This window comes from Georgenia sp. Z1491 (genome assembly GCF_057652395.1).
This window is the reverse complement of record NZ_CM172729.1, coordinates 1,929,284-1,945,378: the sequence shown is the minus strand read 5'-3', so window position 1 is coordinate 1,945,378 and position 16,095 is coordinate 1,929,284. Positions and strand designations below refer to the sequence as shown.

Below are 16,095 nucleotides of genomic sequence, written 5' to 3'. Positions count from 1 at the left end.
CGGTCGGCTGGCGCCCTGACCCACGCTGGCCCCCGGCTCCTCGGGACTGGCAGATGTGGATCGTGGACCCGGTGGAGCCCGTCGGCGCCGACGACGACCCCGAGGACACGACCCGACGCTCCGCCCGGCTCGAGCAGGACGACCTGCGCGAGACCCACGCCTGGTCGCCGGACCAGGGACGCTCGTTCGTCGGTACGTCCTCCTCGGCCGCCTTCGGGATGCAGGCCGCGGCCGGCCACCCCACGGCCTCCCCGCCGCACGCGCCGTCCGCGCCCTCCGGGCCACCGATGGCCTCCCCACCGTCCGCGCCCTCCGGGCCACCGATGGCCTCCCCGCCGCACGCACCGTCCGCGCCCTTCTCGCCCTCCGCACCACACGCGGCGGCGCCGTACGGACCGTCTCCCCCTGCTCCGCCGGCTCACCCCGCCGCCCCCTACGAGCCATCGCCCTACGCGCCGTCGGGCCACTCCGCCACGCCGCCGACAGCCACGTCCTCACCTCCGCCCGCTCCCGAGCGCCGCGGACCCTGGTACACGCGGGCCGCACCCGCGGCGGTCGCGGCCTCCACCTGCGTGGCGCTCGTGGCGGTGGCGATCTGGGCGTTCGTTCTGCGCGAGCCCGCCGCGCGCGAGGAGGACGGTCCGGGGAAGTTCGACGTCGAGCCCCCGCCGGAGCCCGGAGGCGACCAGGCCGGGGGCGGCCACGCCGACGGGCAGCCGACGGACCCGTCCGACCTACCCGACGAGACCGGCACGGACGACGCCGGTACACTGGCCGGGCTCCGGCCCGAGGACACATTCCCGCGCGGGCAGGACCAGAGCGCGCACACCGGTCCCGACGGCGTCCCCACCAACACCGAGCCACTCGCCATGCTCGGGGAGCTCGAGCTCGAGAACGCGACGCCGTTCGGCCGCTCCTCGGTCATGCCGTGGACGTTCGACGACACCGGTGAGCGGATCGACGCACAGCTCGTGGGCCCCACCGACTGGGACGCGACCGACGAGGTCATGGCCCACGAAGCCGGTAACCCCCCGCCCCCGGACGGGCACGTCTACGTCACCCAGCGCGTCCGCGTGACGGCGGAGACCGCGGACCCGTTCGTGCCGTTCGCCTCCCTGCTCGTCTACTGGACGACGAGATCCGGCGATGTGTACGGCGCCACCTCCGCGGTCGCCCCCGACGATCTTTTCCACGCCGAGGCGATCAGCGGCGGCGAGTCGGTCGAGGGCAACCTCGTGCTGTGCCTGCCGGAACGGGTCGTGGAGGACGGCAACTGGATCATCGCGTTGAACCACTCGTCCAACGGGTACGTGCTCACGCCCTGACCGCCCGTGCCGCGGGTCAGCGGTCCGACATCTCGCCGCCCAGGGCGCGGAACATGCTGTAGACGACGCCGGCAGCGAGGACCGCGACAGCCACCCAGGCGGCGGTACCCACGGCGCTCGAGCGCTCCTGGCCGACCGCGAGCTCCAGCACCAACCAGGTGAGGAGCCCCAGCACTATCGCCACGCCGGTCGAGGCGCCCATCACCGCCAACGACTGCTGGATCGGTCCCGGGCGCTTCCCGCCGGTACTGTCGTCGCTCGTCACGATCGCCTTCTCCTCGCCGTGGCTGCACATGCCCTGACCTGGTCGAACATGACGATAGCAACGTTGCCGCGAGCCGGCTCGCGGGGGCGGAAGAGTCGGCCTGTACGCCGGGTTCTGTCCCGACGGGTTGCCCCGCCGGTGGCGACCATCCATCTACGACGCACGTTGCCGTACGCCTCCAGCGACCTACCCGCAGGCATCGGACGGGCCGTCCTCGAACGCCTGCTGTCTGGTCTTGCTCCAGGTGGGGTTTGCCGAGCCGCCACGGTCACCCGTGGCGCTGGTGGGCTCTTACCCCACCGTTTCACCCTTGCCCCTTGCGGGGCGGTCTGTTCTCTGTGGCACTGTCCCGCGGGTCACCCCGGGTGGGCGTTACCCACCACCTTGCCCTTCGGAGCCCGGACGTTCCTCGGGGCGCGAGGGCCACGCGGCCGCCCGACCGACTCTTCCGCAACAGGTGAGTCTACCCGTCGGACCTCCGCGGGGACGAGCATCGTGCCCGGTTAGGCTCCCGTGGTGCTCGTGCTGCTTCCCCCCTCCGAGGGCAAGACCGCCCCCGACGACGGACCCCCGCTCGACCTGACCGCCCTCGCGTTGCCCGGGCTGACCCGTGCGCGCTCCACCGTGCTCGACGCCCTCGTCGCCGTCAGCAACCGGCCCGACGCGCTCGAGGTCCTTCGGGCACCGGCATCGGCCGGCGAGGAGGTGGCGGCGCAACGGCGGATCCACGAGCTGCCGACGGCGCGCGCCGACCGAGTCTTCACGGGCGTGCTGTTCGACCGTGCCGGGATCGCCGACCTCGACGGGGCCGCACGCGAGCGGGCGGACCGCGACGTCCTCGTCATGTCGGCCGCGTTCGGCGCGCTCTCCCCGGCCGACCGGATCCCCGCCCACCGCCTCGGGGCGACCGCCACGCTCCCCGACCTCGGCGGGCTGGGCGCCTTCTGGCGCGGGCCGCTCGCGGCCGAGCTCGACGATCGGGCGGCCGGCACACTCGTCGTGGACTGCCGCTCGGGCGGCTACCGGGCGATGTGGAAGGTCCCGCCGACGGCGCAACACGTCGAGGTGGGAGCGGTCACGGTGCGCGGGGGCCGCCGCTCGGTGGTCTCGCACGACGCGAAGTGGTTCCGCGGCCTGCTCGTCGGTCACCTCCTGCGCCGGGGCGGCGCCGCCCCGGCCACACCGGACGAGCTCGCGGCCGCGGCGGGAGAGCTGGTGGGGACCGTCCGCGAGGCCGCCGCACCGCCCCGCAAGGGGGCGGAGCGCACGACCTGGACGCTCACCGACGTCGAGCTGACGCCCCCGGCCCGCACGGGCGGACCGACGGACCTGACCATGGTGCTCACCCAGCGGCCGTGAGCCGTCAACCGACGCCCTCGCTCGGGGCGCCGACGTAGTTGATCTGTCCCTCGAACCGGCCGTCGGGGTCGATGCCGCTCACGCCCAGCATCGTCACCGACCCCGGGCGCACACGCACCCGCCCCCAGGCGCGGGGCTCGATGCCGGCCACGAGCGCGACGGCCGCGCGGACGACGACGGCGTGCGCGACGAGCACGACCGTGCGCCGCTCGGTGCCCGCCACCTCTTTGAGCACCCTCGCCACGCGGGCCCCGACCTGGCGGTGGGACTCCCCGTCCGGGGCCGTGACGTCGATGTCGGCCCGCCACCGCGCCCACTCGCCCGGCCAGCCGTCCTCGATCTCCGCGGTGGTCAGTCCGTGCCACCGGCCGAACTCGACCTCGCGGAGCCGGTCGTCGACGACGGCCTCGCCGAGGCCGGCCGCGGCCGCCACCTCCTGCGCCGTCTGCCGCGTGCGCACCATCGGCGAGACGCGGACCTCGGCCGAGGACAGGTCGGCGTCGTCGTCCGTCGCGAGTGCGCGCAGGAGCGCGCCCGCACGGCGGGCCTGCTGCCGGCCCAGGTCGAGCAGGTCCGGCCCGGGGGTGTCCGAGCCGGACTGCCGGCCGCCGACGGTCCACTCGGTGACGCCGTGCCGGACGAGGTACACGCGCGTGGCCCCGCCTGACCGGTCGACGCCGGCGGGGCGGGTCGCGGAAGCCGGCGCCGCGGCGGGCGCGGCACGTGTGCCGTCGGTAGGCGCCGGCTCGCTGATCTCGAACAGTGCGGTCGCCGGTTCGTCGGACTCCGAGCCGAGCTCGGCCGTCGGGGTGCGGCTCGTGAGCCACTCGTCGGTGTCCGCGTCCTCGCGCGCGTCCATCGCCTTGTTCGCCAGGGCGTCGGCGGCGGAGTTCTGCGCGCGCGGGATCCACGTGTAGCGGACCCGGGGGGCCGGGAAGGCGTCGCGCGCCTCGAGGGCGAGCCTGCGCATGTCCTCGTGCTTGATCTTCCACCGGCCGGACATCTGCTCGACCACGAGCTTGGAGTCCGCCCGCACCTCGACCTCGGCGTCGGGGTCGATGCGCGCCGCGGCGCGCAGGCCCTCGACGACCGCGGTGTACTCGGCGACGTTGTTCGTCGTCTCCCCGAGCCAGCCGCTGCGGCTCGCGAGCCGCTCGCCCGTCCCGGCGTCGGTGAGCACGGCCCCGTAGCCGGCGGGCCCGGGGTTGCCGCGGGCGCCGCCGTCGGTGTGAAGGACGATCCGGCGGGTCACCGGCGGTCCCCCACCCGCACGAGGATGAAGCCGTGGTCCTCGCTGACGAGGATCTCGTCCTCGGCGGCCCGGTCGATCATCGACTGCTCGGCGAGGGTGAAGTCGACCGCGACCCCCTCCGCCCGGTGCCCGCGGACGGCCACCGCCCCGAGCCCCCCGGTCTGGCGGCGCGCCGCCTCGTACTCGTCGAGCAGCGGCCCGGGCAGCGTGCCGGCGAGCTCGTCGCGCTCGGACCGCCGGGCGGCGACGTCGGCGTCGATCCGGGTGAACGCCGCGTCGCGCTCGGCGCCGAGCGACTCGAGGTCGGTCGCCACGGAAGCGGACTGCTCCTTGAGCGCCGTTACCCGGGCGTCGGTCTCCTCCGCAACCTCCATGGCCTCGAGCTCGGCCTCCTCGAGGGTGGCCTGGCGGCCGGCGAGGTGCTCGAGCTCCTCCTGGAGGGCAACGAGCTCGCGGGAGAGCCCCTGGCCGGAGTCGAGCCGCTCCTGGTTGCGCCTGGCCCGCGACCGGACCTGCTCGACGTCGGCCTCGGCCTTGGTCAGCGCACGGCGTGCGTCGCCGGCGGCGGAGGCGGCGAGCACGAGCTCGTCGTGCAGGTCGTCCGCGCGGCCGGTGAGCTCGGCGATCTGGGTGAGAACCGGGAGCGAGCGCCGCTCGTGGCCGAGCCGAGCGATCGTCGTGTCGAGGTCCTGCAGGTCGAGCAGCCTCAACTGGTCGACGAGTGGTGCGGTAGGCATGTCAGCTCCCTTCGGTTCGGTCGGCCCCGTGGCGCGCCGCCCACGGGTCGGTGACGAGGTCGGAGACCGTGATCTCGAGCCCCGCGTCCTCGCGCCCCATGTCCTCGCGCAGCAGGCGGGCGGCGACGTCGAGCCACGGACGTTCGGTCGCCCAGTGGGTCGCGGAGACGAGGTACGGCCGGCCGCCCGCCAGGTGCTCGGAGGCCGGGTGGTGGCGCAGGTCGGCGGTGAGGTAGACGTCGGCCCCGGACCGCCGGGCGTCAGCGAGGAACGCATCGCCCGAGCCGCCCGAGACGGCGACCGTGCTCACCTCGGCGGCCAGGTCACCACCGACGGTGAGGCCGGCAGGCGTACCGGGCAGCCGCTCGGCGGCGAGGTCGGCGAACTCGTCCAGCGTGAGAGGTGCGGGCAGTCGTCCGACGCGTCCGTGGCCGGTCGTCGGGGCGGGTGACGCCCCGTCGTGGCGGAACAGCGCGTAGGAAGGCTCCTCGTAGGGGTGCGCCTCGCGCAGCGCCCGCAGCACGTCGCCCTCGCGACCGGCGGGCACGAGGATCTCGAGGCGGTCCTCCTCGACCTCCTCCACGTCTCCGACGGCGCCGATCGTCGGGTGCGCACCCGGCAGCGGCCGGAAGGTCCCGGTGCCCCGGGAGGTGAACGCCGCCCGCTCGTAGTCGCCCTGCCGCCCCGCGCCGGCGCGGGCGAGCGCGTCGAGCAGGAGGCGCGTGTGCGTGGCCGGCACGTGGACGACGAGGGTCGCGGCCGGTCCGTCGGTCGGCACGAGGGGCCGCTGGTCGACGAGCCCGAGGAGGTCGGCGAGCGCGTGCGAGACGCCGGCGACGGCGATGTCCGCGTTCGTGTGCGAGGTGAGGAGCGCGCAGCCGCCGGTGATGAGCCGGTGCACGAGGCGACCCTTGTCGCTCGTGGTGGCCATCGTCGTCGTGCCCTTGAGGAACAGGGGGTGGTGGACCCACAGCAGGTCCGCGCCGAGGGCGAGTGCCTCGTCGACGACCTCCTCGGTCGGGTCGACGGCGAGGTGGACGCGACGCACCGGCGCGGCGGTGTCGCCGACGACGAGCCCGACGGCGTCCCACGCCTCCGCGGTCCCCGGCGGGTAGCGCCGATGGACGGCGTCGACGACGTCGGCGAGCGTGGAGGGCATGGGCCGAGACTACTCGGGACGGCCGGGTGGGCCGGGTCGGGTCAGGGCTCGTGGTGGCGCCGGCAGCGCGCCACGTAGGTCTCGGTCCCGCCGACGTGGGCCGGCGTGCCCTCGAGCGGATCCGCGCCCGTGCCGCCGCGGAGCCGTTGGTGGAAGACCGCGTCCGCGCCGCAGACCGCGCACACCGCCGTCAGACGGGTGACGTCCTCGGCGATGGCCATGAGCGTGGGCAGGGGCTCGAACGGGCGGCCGTCGAACGTCACGCTCAGGCCCGCGACGACCACGGTGGTCCCCCGGCGCACCAGGGTCTCGACGGCCGGGACGAGATCGGGGCCGAAGAACTGGGCCTCGTCGACGGCGAGCAGGTCGAGCTCACGGTCCCCGACGGCCGCGAGCAGGGCCGCTACGTCGGTAGCCGACGTCGACCCGAGCGAGAGTCCCGCGTGGGAGGTGACCTCGCCCGTGCCGTATCGCTCGTCCCAGGCGTGGTTGACCAGGGCGACCTCGAGACCGGCGAGCCGTGCACGCCGGACCCGGCGGAGCAGCTCCTCGGACTTGCCGGAGAACATGGGGCCGGCGACGACCTGGAGGCGGCCGTACCCGTCGGTGCGCATGCCCGTGAGCCTAGGTCCGGTCAGCCGTCCGCCCAGCCGGGTCGAGGTACCGGACGAAGTCCGCGCGACGTGATCGCACCGTGAAGCCCTGTCGCCCCAGCGTGGCGCGCACGGGCGCGTTACCGACCGCGACGCTGGCCGTCGCCAGCGGCACCTCTGCCTGCGCCGTCGCGGACAGCATCGCGGAGGTCAGCGCCGCCCCGACTCCCCTGCGGCGGCCGGCCGGGACGACGCCGAGGTAGCCGAGGCACCAGTCAGTGTCGAAGCCCTCGAGCGCGGCCACGCCGTCGAGGCCGGATCCGGTGCTGTGGCCGAACCAGGGCACGGGGCGACGTCCGGAGGAGGCGAGCATGTCGCGGTACGCGAGGGCTGCCGCGACGGGGCCGAGCTCGGCGACCTGGACCCGGTCGTAGTCGTCGAGGCTGTCCGCCATGGCAGCGCCGAGCACCTCGAGCACAGCAGGGTCGGACGGGTCGACCTCCACCACCCCGGCCGGCAGGTCGCGCAGCACCGGGACTGCGGAGAGCTCGAGCCGGTCGCCGTCCGGCAGCCAGCCGGCCGCGGCAAGCGCGGTGCGTCGGGCGTCCGGCGCAGAGTCGTCGTCGGTGACGACCGCGTGCACGCGCACGGCCCCGGTGGCGGTTGCCCGCGCCGCGACGGCGTCGAGCAGGAGCCGGACGAGCTCGACGACGTCCGGGTGAGCGGCGTCCAGACGGACGGCCTGCATGACGCGCGTGCCGTCCTCGAGCGTCATGAGGAACGCCCGGCCGACGTCTGCCGCATCGTCCGTGACGACGAACAGATCGTCCGGCGTGACCCGGCCGGAGTCGATGACCCGCCGCACGCGGGCGAGATCCGCCTCCGGGTCAGGGCCAAGGCGGCTGAACCGGTGGGGTGACGACGTCGTCACTCGAAGTGTCATGCGGCGAACCGTAGGGGCGCCACCCCGGCGCCACCACGACATTTCCTCACCCGGCGAGAGTGCCCTCGAGGGCGGCGCACTCCTCAACCAGCACGTGCGCGAGGTCGGCGACCCGCTCAGCCGGCATCCGGGTGCTCGGCCCCGAGATCGACAGGCCGAGCCGGCCGGCCGACCCGTGGACGGCCACGGCGACCGAGGAGACCCCCTCCTCGACGTCGCCATGGTTCTCCGCCCAGCCGCGCGCACGTATGGCTGCAAGCATGGCGTCGAGCTCGCTGCGGGAGTAGTGGACACCGCTCGGGAGTGCCGGTGGCCCGGTGCCGGGGTACATCGCATCAAGATCGTCCGGGTCGAGCTCGGCGAGCATCGATCGCCCCATCGAGGTGCCGTGCGCCGGCTGCCTGATGCCGACGCGCGTGGTCACGCGGAGCACCGCAGGCGAGTCGATCGCGTCCGTGTAGAGGATGTCGGTGCCGATGAGAGACCCGACGTGCACGGTCTCCCCGCACCTCGCCGCGACTGCCGCCATCGCCGTCCGTACCGGTTCCGGGGTGTCTCGCCTCAGCACCGTTCCGCGCGCGAGCGCCGACAGCGCGGGGCCCTGCGCGTATCGGCGGTCGTCGAGATGGAGGGCATAGCCGTGGAAGACGAGCATCGCGAGCAGACGGTGCGCCGTCGACGCCCCGATCCCCAGGGCCTCCCTGAGCTCGGCGACCGAGACGCTCTCGGCGGCGGCGAGGACCTCGAGTGCGCCGAGCGTGCGCGACACGCCGGCTACGGGGTAGCCGGGGACGTGATGGCCCGGTTCATGAGTCACGGTCGGGGCTCACCTCCTTGAGATTCCTCTGAGGAGAATACGTCGGTTGGCCGTTGCCTGTCCCAGCCCTAGCGTCCTCATCACACATCGACGTGTGACCGATACGAGGGAGCGCCGTGACCAGGACCGACCCGAGCGCGAACGAGCTGCGTAGGCAGATCGTCCAGGCGAACCACATCCTCGTACGGCACTCCGTGCTGGATGCCTTCGGGCACGTCTCGGCCCGCCTGAGCGGGGACTCGTTCCTCCTGTCCCGCAACCTTGCGCCGGGGCAGGTCTCCACCGACGACCTTCAGGTCCATCACCTCGACGGCACCGTCGACGACGACCGTGCCCCGTACCTCGAGAGCCACATCCACACGGAGATCTACCGTGCCCGTCCCGACGTCGCCGCGGTCGTGCACTCGCACTCGGCCGCGATCCTGCCGTTCGGGCTCACGGACGTCCCGTTCGTGCCGGTCATGCACATGGCCGGTTTCCTCGGCTCTCGCGCTCCGGTCTACGACCAGCGCAACGAGGTGGCCGACGGAACCGATCTGCTCGTCACCGATGGGGACCGGGGGGCTGCCCTCGCGCACGTGCTCGGCGATCGGCCGCTCGTGCTCATGCGGGGGCACGGGTCGACGGCGGTCGGCGGCTCGGTCCCGGAGGTCACCTATCGGGCGATCTACGCCGAGGTCAACGCCTCCGTGCTGCTCGCCGCTCTGCCGCTCGGCTCGCCCGTCCACCTCACCCGCTCCGAGGCGGCCACCGCCACGACCTCGATCGGCGGCCAGATCCGCCGTGCCTGGGACGTCTGGTGCGCCCAGATCCAGAGCTGAATCCACTCTCCACACCGATCAAGGACATGACATGACCACTCCACGACGCGTCCGGGCCACCGGCATCGCCCTGGCCTGCCTGCTCGTCCTCTCCGCCTGCGGGAGCAACGATGAGTCCGATTCGCCCGACGGCCAGGACGGGCCGACACCGGTGACCATCTCGACGCAGCCGATCGTCGACTCCGCACCGCTCCACCTGGGCCTCGAGCAGGGCTTCTTCGAGGAGGAAGGCATCGACCTGACGATCGAGTCCGCCGCGGGCGGCGCCGCGGTCATCCCCTCGGTCGTCTCCGGCGAGCACGAGTTCGGCCGCGGCAATCTCCTGTCGTCGATGATCGCTCGCGAACAGGGCCTGGACATCCAGTGCATCGCCAACGCCAACACCGCGCAGGGCGACCCGGACTTCTCGGCGGTGCTCGTCATGCCGGACTCGGGCATCGAGTCGCCGGCCGACCTCGAGGGGCGGACCGTCTCCGTCAACACGCTGAACAACATCGGCGACACCATCATCCGCACCGCGATCCAGCGCGACGGCGGCGACGAGTCGACGGTGGAGTTCATCGAGGTCCCGTTCCCCGAGGCGCCCGCCGCGCTGGAGACCGGTCAGGTCGACGCGGTCTGGGCGGTCGAGCCGTTCGTCACCGAGGCGCTGGACATGGGCGCGACGGTGATCTCGTGGCCGTTCGCGGAGATGCACCCGGATCTCGACGTCAGCTGCGTGTTCACCTCCGGCGCCCTCATCGAGGACGACCCCGAGCTGGTCGACGCCTTCGCTCGAGCCGTCGACCGGTCGCTCGAGTTCTCCGAGGAGAACCCGGACGAGGTGCGGCGCATCACCGGCACCTACACCGAGATCGACGAGGATGTCCTCGAGCGGATGGTGCTGCCACGATTCGTTCCCGAGATGAGCCGCGAGGCCGCCGAGTTCCTCGCCGAGAAGGCGATCGAGTTCGGCACGATGTCCGAGCAGCCCGACCTCGACCTGCTGCTGCCGTGAGCCGGCTGCACCTGTCCTTCGCCGCCACGCGCTGCGACCGGTTCGCCGCGCTGCGCGACGAACGAGTCCGACCCGAGGGCATCGAGCTCACGATGCTGTCCATGCCGGTCGAGGAGGTCTTCTTCCGCCAGCTCGGGCACGCCGAGTTCGATGTGAGCGAGATGTCGCTGTCCTCCTACACCCTCGGGCGGGACGGGGGCGACGACCGGTTCGTCGCGCTGCCGGTCTACCCGTCGAGGTACTTCCGGCACCAGAACATCTACGTGCGCACGGGATCAGGGATCACTCGGCCGGAGCAGCTCGACGGCCGGCGGGTCGGGGTCCCCGAATATCAGATGACCGCACCCGTGTGGCAACGCGGGATCCTCGGCGAGCACCATGGGGTCGACCTCGACTCGATCACCTGGGTCACCGGTGGGGCCGAGAGCCCCGGCCGCACGGAGAAGATCGCGCTCGACCTCCCGGACCGGGTGCAGCTGGAGACGGCTCCGCCCGACCGTTCGCTGACCGACCTGCTCGCCACCGGGGAGCTCGACGGGCTGATCACGGCGCACTCCCCCGGGGCGCTCGCGGACGGCCTCGTCGAGCCGCTGTTCCCTGGCCACCGGGACGTCGAGGTCGCCTACTTCCGCGCCACCGGGATCTTCCCGATCATGCACGTGCTCGTCGTGCGCCGGGAGATCCTGGAGCGGAACCCGTGGGTGGCCACCTCGCTCGTCGACGCGTGCCTCGCTTCCCGCGACGCCGCGATGGACGACCTGCGCTACCGATCCGCCCTGCTCGTCGCGCTCCCCTGGCTCGCCGCCGAGCTCGACCGGACGGTCGCACTGCTCGGCGAGAACTACTGGAGCTACGGCGTCGAGGCGAACCGGCACGTGCTGGAGACCTTCCTGCGATACTCCAGCGAACAGGGACTGGTCAGCGGGAGACTCACGGTGGAGGACCTGTTCGACATGTCCACCGAGGCCCGTTACTCGATCTGAGCACGCACGCAGCCGCGGCACGGTTCGTCCGTGCCGCGGCGCGGGTAGCGTGTCCGGATGAGTCGCCGGACCGCCCGCTTCCTCACGGTGCTCCTCGCCGGAGCGGGGACGATGCACTTCGCGGTTCCCGGCACGTTCGACCAGATCGTTCCGCCCCGGCTGCCGGGCAGCCCCCGGGCCTACACCTATGCCTCCGGCGTGGCCGAGCTGGCCGTCGCCGGGCTGATCACGCTCCCCCGGACACGCCGGCTCGGCGGCGCCGCGGCCGCCGCCCTGTTCGTCGCGGTCTTTCCGGCGAACGTCCAGATGGCCGCGGACTGGCGGCGCCGGTCCCCGCCGTGGCGCGCCGTCGCCGACGGGCGCCTTCCGCTGCAGGCGGTCCTCGTCGCACAGGCCGTGCGCGTGGCTCGCGGCCCCAGATAGCGCACGGTCGCTCGGCTCCCCCTCGACCCGGATCCCCCTCGACCCGGAGCGGTGACCCGCGCGACCACGCCTGACGCGGCGCGCCCGTCGAGGCGTGCGCCTGGCCTGTACGACCATGTCCCACGTGTCGCACTCCCACTCCACTGTCACGTCGGAGCTGCCCGAGGGCCGCCGCAGGCGCGTACGCAGGCTGCTCGCCGCACTCGTCCTGCCCCTGCTGGTGGCAACGATCGTGGGGCTGGTCGCGCTGTGGCCGCGCGGCGAGAGCCCGATGGGTTCGCTCCCGTTGCTCCAGGACGGGACGCAGATCGTCTCGGCCGAGGTGATCGAGGCGCCCGACCCGGACGACCCCGCGAGCGAGATGCTCGCCCGGGTCACGGAGGGCGGACACGACGGGCACGAGACCGCCGTGGCCCCGCCGCACCCGTCGGTGGCCGCGCACATCGACGTCGGCGACCGGGTCCAGCTGCTCTACGTCCCGAGCAACATCGGGACGGGAACGCTGTACTCGTTCTGGGAGTTCGAGCGCACGGTCCCCGTGGCCTGGCTGACGGTGCTCTACCTCGCCGCGGTCCTCGCCGTGGCGCGCTGGAAGGGGCTCGCCGCCGTCGTCGGCCTGCTCGGCTCCCTCGCCGTCGTGGCGCTGTTCATCCTGCCCGTGCTCATGCTCGGGTCCTCGCCGGTCCTCACCGCGCTGGTGGGCTCCTCGGCGATGATGTTCCTCGCCGTCTACCTCGCGCACGGGGTATCGATCCGCACGACGACGGCGCTGCTCGGCACGTTCGTCGGGCTCGCCGTCACGGTGCTGCTCGCGATGTGGGGCACCGGGGCGGCGAACCTCACGGGGGCCGCCGAGACGGGTCTCATGCTGTTCCAGCAGTTCCCCGGGATCTCCCTGGGCGACCTGCTCATGTGCGGCATCGTCATCGCGGGGCTCGGCGCGCTCAACGACGTGACGATCACGCAGGCGTCGGCCGCGTGGGAGATCGCGGCGGCCGACCCGGGGGTCTCCCGGCGTCGCCTGTTCGTCCGGACGATGCGCATCGGGCGGGACCACATCGCCTCGACGGTCTACACGCTCGCGTTCGCCTACGTGGGGACGGCGCTGCCGCTCATCATGCTCGCGTCGCTCGTCGAACGGCCCGTGGCCGACACCCTGCTGTCCGGCGAGATCGCCGAGGAGGTCGTGCGCACGCTCGTGTCGTCGATCGGCCTCGTCCTGGCCATCCCCGTGACGACGGCGATCGCCGCGCTGCTGGCGAGCTCGGGGACCGGGGCGGACGACGAGACGGACGCCGAGGTCAGTCGTCCGTCGTCGCGGTATCCGGCTCGTTCGTGCGGGTGAGCTCGTCGGCCAGCGCCTCGAGGACGAGCGCGACGCCGTGCTCGACGTTCGTCGCCGTCTCGTCGACGGCCACCTCCTTGACCTCGGGACGCGCGTTGCCCATGGCGATCGGGACGCCGATGCGGCCGAGCCACTCGACGTCGTTGCCGCCGTCGCCCATCCCGAGGCAGTGCTCCGGGTCGACGCCGTGGCGGGCGAGCATCTCCGTCAGCGCGTTCCACTTGGTGGCCGCGTCGTCGACGAACTCGAAGAAGGTGTCCATCGACCGGGTCGCGTCGGGGAAGCGGGAACGAATCGTGTCCGCCGCGTCGTCAAGCTGCTCGCGTGTGCCGAACAGCATGACCTTCGTGACCTTCTCCGGGAGGTCCTGCGTGTCGCCGACCTCGACGAGGTCGCCGTTGAGCCGGCGCAGGAGGTCGGCCGCGGCGCCCTCGTGCTCGACGTAGATCGCCTCCGTCGTCCACCACGTGATGTCGAGGTCGAGCTCGGCGGCAAGCTCGACGAGGCTGCGGACGTGCTCGCGGGCCATCGGTCGCACGGCGACGTCCTCGCCGCGCACGGGGTCGAGCAGGACTGCGCCGTTGTCACTGGTGACGATGTTGGGGATCCTCAGGTCCCGCGCCAGGCCGAGGGTGTTGGCGCGCGCCCGCCCGGTGAGGAGGAAGACCGGCAGGCCGAGCTCGACGATGCGGGTGACGGCGGCCGCGGTGCGGGGCGCGACGGCGTGGTCGTCGCCGGAGATCGTGCCGTCGACGTCGAGACTGACGGCGCGGACGGTACGAAGGATCGCGGGCGCGACCATGGGGCCTCCTCGAAGATGGCGGGCGGCGTCAGTCTAGGCAGCGCCCCCGGTACCGGGACGCCCGGTTCCACGGATGGACAACCTCGTCGACGTCGCTCTTGACAGATCTTTTTGTCAAGCGCACGATCGCTCCCGTGCTCGACATCGACCTCATCGACGACGCGGCCACCGCCGCGGCCGCCCTGGACCCGGTGCGCTCCCGGGTCCTTGCCGCCCTGGTGGAGCCCGGATCGGCGACGACGCTCGCCGCCCACCTCGGCCTGCCGCGCCAGAAGGTCAACTACCACCTGCGCGTGCTCGAGGAGCGCGGCCTCGTCGAGCTCGTCGAGGAGCGCCGACGCGGCAACTTCACCGAGCGCGTCGTGCGCTCGCGGGCCGGGTCGTTCGTCATCTCGCCCGAGACGCTGGCCGAGGTGCAGCCCAACCCCGACCGGCACCCGGACCGGGTCTCGGCCGCGTGGCTGCTCGCGCTGGCCGCCCGGCTGGTCCGCGACGTCGGCGCGCTGGTCACCGGTGCGCGCCGGACGGGCACCCGGGTGGCGACCTGGGCCGTCGACGGCGAGGTCCGGTTCGCCTCGGCCGCCGACCGGGCCGCGTTCTCCCGCGAGCTCGAGCACGCCGTCACCGACCTCGTGCGGCGCTACCACTGTCCCGACTCCGACGGGGCGCGCACCCACCGCCTCGTCGTCGCCGTCCACCCCCACGTCCCCACCACCTGAGGAGAACGTCATGTCCGACCGGTTCGAGATCCGCAAGGAGGTCGTCCTCCCGGCGACCCCGGCCCAGGTGTGGCACGCCGTCGCCACGCGCGAAGGGCAACGCTCCTGGTCCCCCGACCCCGACGCCATGGAGGCCGAGGGGATGCAGGTCGAGCGGCAGGAGAACGAGCGTCTCTTCGTCCGTACGCCCGACGGCCCCGACGGGGCGTTCCATGCCTACGAGTACCTCATCGAGGCGCGCGACGACGCGACGACGGTCCTCACGTTCGTGCACAGCGGCTTCCTCGGCGACGACTGGGGCGGCGAGTACGACTTCGAGACGATGACCGGGTACGGGTGGGACCTGTACATGGTCAACCTCGCCCAGTACCTCACCCACTTCGCCGGCCGGGACGGCACGTTCGTCACCGGGCAGGGCCCGCAGTCGCAGACCTCCCCCGCGGCCTGGGCGCCGGTCGCGGCCGCGCTCGGTGTCACCGGCACCCTCGCCGTCGGTGACGAGGTGACACTCACGCCCGCGGGTCTCGAGCCGATCGTGGGCGTCGTCGACTGGGTCGTCCCCACCGACGACTTCGTCGGCGTCCGCGCCGCGGACGGCCTCTACCGCTTCCACAACAACACGGTGATGGGCATGCCGGTCGCGTTCGGGCACTACCTCTTCACGGACGCCGACGCGGAGGCAGAGACGAAGAAGTGGGAGGACTGGCTCGCCGCCGTGTACGCCTGAACGGACGACTGATGGTGCGGATCCTGCTCACCGGGATGTCCGGCGCCGGGAAGTCGACTCACTTGGCCGAGATGTCGCGGCGAGGGCACCGCATGGTGGACACGACCCACGGTGGTTGTGAGGTGACCGCCAACACCTACCGCCAGTCGCCGAAGCACCGGGTCGCGATCTGGCGTTACGTCGACGAGGCGGATCCCCTGCTGACGCGCGGTGCGAGCGTCGAGCTCGACGGGTGCCTTCCGGCCACGGAAGTCGCCGACGCCGTAGGGAGCCCGTTGTCAGACGGGGATGTCAATGGTCCCGTCGTCGGGTATTGGAAAGAACGGGTTGTGCGCGACCTCCCAGAGGTGGCCGTCCGGGTCGGCGAAGTAGCCGGAGTATCCGCCCCACTCCGTGGGCTCGGGCACCTTGACGGGTCGTGCGCCGACGCCGACTGCATGGGCGAACGCCGCGGCCGCCTCGTCGACCGAGTCGACGTTGATCGCCAGCGTGATGCCGCGGTAGGTGGTCGGCGGATCCGCGGGGAGGCCGACGTCATCGGCCAGTGCGTCGTGGTCGAGCAGGCCGATCCACGTGCCCGACGTGCGGAACCAGGTGATGCCCGCGGACTTGTCGCCGCGCTGCTCCCAGCCGAGCGCCCTGTAGAAGTCGACACTCAGGTCGAGGTCGGCGACTCCGAGCGTGACGATTGCGAACTGGGCTGGAGTGGTCATGACGCCAGGGTCCAAGACCGGGCTCCGCGGGACAAGGCGCGCGTCGCCGGATAATGACGACACGCCGTGCCGAGACTGTTCTCACCCACTTCTTGGTGCCACCGGGGATCGACTG

The 16,095-nt window shown here is 72.9% G+C and carries 18 protein-coding genes, 1 other RNA gene and 1 pseudogene; 10 read left to right on the top strand and 10 right to left on the bottom strand.

Translation table 11 applies throughout. The features are described 5' to 3' along the window. Positions 1–53: 53 nt before the first annotated feature. Positions 54–1,325, top strand: a complete 1,272-nt coding sequence (locus AC24HA_RS09085; RefSeq protein ID WP_425708927.1) for a hypothetical protein — start codon at positions 54–56, stop codon at positions 1,323–1,325. Positions 1,326–1,341: 16 nt separating this feature from the next. Here the strand turns inward: AC24HA_RS09085 and AC24HA_RS09080 are convergent, their stop codons facing one another. Both AC24HA_RS09080 and rnpB read right to left on the bottom strand, forming a co-directional pair. Then, entirely contained in the window at positions 1,342–1,620 is a 279-nt protein-coding gene (locus AC24HA_RS09080) for a hypothetical protein (RefSeq protein ID WP_425708928.1), read from the bottom strand. A 57-nt stretch (positions 1,621–1,677) separates the two neighbouring features. Next, positions 1,678–2,037, bottom strand: an RNA gene (rnpB, locus tag AC24HA_RS09075) — RNase P RNA component class A. A 69-nt stretch (positions 2,038–2,106) separates the two neighbouring features. Between rnpB and AC24HA_RS09070 the strand changes: the two genes are divergently transcribed. Then, positions 2,107–2,949, top strand: coding sequence for a YaaA family protein (locus tag AC24HA_RS09070; protein ID WP_425708929.1), 843 nt, complete (start codon positions 2,107–2,109; stop codon positions 2,947–2,949). A 4-nt stretch (positions 2,950–2,953) separates the two neighbouring features. On the opposite strand, the gene AC24HA_RS09065 is transcribed toward AC24HA_RS09070, so the two are convergent. The 6 genes from AC24HA_RS09065 to AC24HA_RS09040 are packed head-to-tail and all read right to left on the bottom strand — an operon-like array spanning position 2,954 to position 8,450. Beyond that, a complete protein-coding gene (locus AC24HA_RS09065) occupies positions 2,954–4,201 on the bottom strand; it encodes a histidine phosphatase family protein (protein ID WP_425708930.1) in 1,248 nt (415 codons plus the stop codon). After that, positions 4,198–4,938: a zinc ribbon domain-containing protein gene (locus AC24HA_RS09060; protein ID WP_425708931.1), complete on the bottom strand. Its 741-nt coding sequence runs from the start codon at positions 4,936–4,938 to the stop codon at positions 4,198–4,200. The genes AC24HA_RS09065 and AC24HA_RS09060 overlap by 4 nt, the downstream gene beginning before the upstream one ends. A 1-nt stretch (position 4,939) precedes the next feature. Beyond that, the gene (locus AC24HA_RS09055; protein WP_425708932.1) at positions 4,940–6,097 is read right to left on the bottom strand and encodes a Nif3-like dinuclear metal center hexameric protein; all 1,158 of its coding nucleotides are present in this window, start codon (positions 6,095–6,097) and stop codon (positions 4,940–4,942) included. A gap of 41 nt (positions 6,098–6,138) precedes the next feature. Further along, on the bottom strand, positions 6,139–6,711 hold the full coding sequence (locus AC24HA_RS09050; RefSeq protein ID WP_425708933.1) for a thymidine kinase: 573 nt from the start codon (positions 6,709–6,711) through the stop codon (positions 6,139–6,141). Between the two features lie 10 nt (positions 6,712–6,721). Beyond that, a complete protein-coding gene (locus AC24HA_RS09045; protein WP_425708934.1) occupies positions 6,722–7,633 on the bottom strand; it encodes a GNAT family N-acetyltransferase in 912 nt (303 codons plus the stop codon). A 46-nt stretch (positions 7,634–7,679) separates the two neighbouring features. Continuing rightward, positions 7,680–8,450, bottom strand: coding sequence for an IclR family transcriptional regulator (locus AC24HA_RS09040; protein WP_425708935.1), 771 nt, complete (start codon positions 8,448–8,450; stop codon positions 7,680–7,682). Positions 8,451–8,566: 116 nt separating this feature from the next. On the opposite strand from AC24HA_RS09040, the gene AC24HA_RS09035 reads away from it, so the two are divergent. The 5 genes from AC24HA_RS09035 (at position 8,567) to AC24HA_RS09015 (ending at position 13,019) form a co-directional block, all read left to right on the top strand. After that, a complete protein-coding gene (locus tag AC24HA_RS09035) occupies positions 8,567–9,271 on the top strand; it encodes a class II aldolase/adducin family protein (protein ID WP_425708936.1) in 705 nt (234 codons plus the stop codon). Between the two features lie 31 nt (positions 9,272–9,302). Then, the gene (locus AC24HA_RS09030; RefSeq protein WP_425708937.1) at positions 9,303–10,268 is read left to right on the top strand and encodes an ABC transporter substrate-binding protein; all 966 of its coding nucleotides are present in this window, start codon (positions 9,303–9,305) and stop codon (positions 10,266–10,268) included. Beyond that, complete coding sequence (locus tag AC24HA_RS09025; protein WP_425708938.1) at positions 10,265–11,251, top strand: substrate-binding domain-containing protein; 987 nt, start codon at positions 10,265–10,267, stop codon at positions 11,249–11,251. Before AC24HA_RS09030 ends, AC24HA_RS09025 begins: the two co-directional genes overlap by 4 nt. A 57-nt stretch (positions 11,252–11,308) precedes the next feature. Next, a complete protein-coding gene (locus AC24HA_RS09020) occupies positions 11,309–11,674 on the top strand; it encodes a DoxX family protein (protein WP_425708939.1) in 366 nt (121 codons plus the stop codon). A gap of 115 nt (positions 11,675–11,789) precedes the next feature. Then, positions 11,790–13,019: a YibE/F family protein gene (locus AC24HA_RS09015; protein WP_487563492.1), complete on the top strand. Its 1,230-nt coding sequence runs from the start codon at positions 11,790–11,792 to the stop codon at positions 13,017–13,019. On the opposite strand, the gene AC24HA_RS09010 is transcribed toward AC24HA_RS09015, so the two are convergent. After that, positions 12,976–13,821, bottom strand: coding sequence for an HAD-IIB family hydrolase (locus tag AC24HA_RS09010; protein WP_425708941.1), 846 nt, complete (start codon positions 13,819–13,821; stop codon positions 12,976–12,978). The genes AC24HA_RS09015 and AC24HA_RS09010 overlap by 44 nt on opposite strands. Positions 13,822–13,955: 134 nt before the next feature. Here AC24HA_RS09010 and AC24HA_RS09005 point away from each other — a divergent pair, with 134 nt between their 5' ends. The 3 genes and pseudogenes from AC24HA_RS09005 to AC24HA_RS08995 form a co-directional block, all read left to right on the top strand. After that, positions 13,956–14,540, top strand: a complete 585-nt coding sequence (locus tag AC24HA_RS09005; RefSeq protein WP_425708942.1) for an ArsR/SmtB family transcription factor — start codon at positions 13,956–13,958, stop codon at positions 14,538–14,540. A 10-nt stretch (positions 14,541–14,550) separates the two neighbouring features. Continuing rightward, positions 14,551–15,267 (top strand): SRPBCC family protein, encoded by a 717-nt coding sequence (locus AC24HA_RS09000; protein WP_425708943.1) that lies wholly within the window; start codon positions 14,551–14,553, stop codon positions 15,265–15,267. An 11-nt stretch (positions 15,268–15,278) separates the two neighbouring features. Further along, positions 15,279–15,371: pseudogene (locus AC24HA_RS08995) on the top strand (AAA family ATPase); the annotation flags it as partial. 174 nt (positions 15,372–15,545) lie between these two features. Here AC24HA_RS08995 and AC24HA_RS08990 read toward each other — a convergent pair. Further along, positions 15,546–15,980 (bottom strand): VOC family protein, encoded by a 435-nt coding sequence (locus AC24HA_RS08990; RefSeq protein WP_425708944.1) that lies wholly within the window; start codon positions 15,978–15,980, stop codon positions 15,546–15,548. Positions 15,981–16,095: the final 115 nt, after the last annotated feature.

Excerpts from the sequence above, each read along its gene's own strand:
- AC24HA_RS09085 (WP_425708927.1), top strand. The coding sequence starts at position 54 with ATGTGGATCGTGGACCCGGTGGAGCCCGTCGGCGCCGACGACGACCCC.
- AC24HA_RS09080 (WP_425708928.1), bottom strand. The coding sequence starts at position 1,620 with ATGTGCAGCCACGGCGAGGAGAAGGCGATCGTGACGAGCGACGACAGT.
- AC24HA_RS09060 (WP_425708931.1), bottom strand. The coding sequence starts at position 4,938 with ATGCCTACCGCACCACTCGTCGACCAGTTGAGGCTGCTCGACCTGCAG.
- AC24HA_RS09055 (WP_425708932.1), bottom strand. The coding sequence starts at position 6,097 with ATGCCCTCCACGCTCGCCGACGTCGTCGACGCCGTCCATCGGCGCTAC.
- AC24HA_RS09050 (WP_425708933.1), bottom strand. The coding sequence starts at position 6,711 with ATGCGCACCGACGGGTACGGCCGCCTCCAGGTCGTCGCCGGCCCCATG.
- AC24HA_RS09045 (WP_425708934.1), bottom strand. The coding sequence starts at position 7,633 with ATGACACTTCGAGTGACGACGTCGTCACCCCACCGGTTCAGCCGCCTT.
- AC24HA_RS09030 (WP_425708937.1), top strand. The coding sequence starts at position 9,303 with ATGACCACTCCACGACGCGTCCGGGCCACCGGCATCGCCCTGGCCTGC.
- AC24HA_RS09020 (WP_425708939.1), top strand. The coding sequence starts at position 11,309 with ATGAGTCGCCGGACCGCCCGCTTCCTCACGGTGCTCCTCGCCGGAGCG.
- AC24HA_RS09015 (WP_487563492.1), top strand. The coding sequence starts at position 11,790 with ATGTCCCACGTGTCGCACTCCCACTCCACTGTCACGTCGGAGCTGCCC.
- AC24HA_RS09010 (WP_425708941.1), bottom strand. The coding sequence starts at position 13,821 with ATGGTCGCGCCCGCGATCCTTCGTACCGTCCGCGCCGTCAGTCTCGAC.
- AC24HA_RS09000 (WP_425708943.1), top strand. The coding sequence starts at position 14,551 with ATGTCCGACCGGTTCGAGATCCGCAAGGAGGTCGTCCTCCCGGCGACC.
- AC24HA_RS08990 (WP_425708944.1), bottom strand. The coding sequence starts at position 15,980 with ATGACCACTCCAGCCCAGTTCGCAATCGTCACGCTCGGAGTCGCCGAC.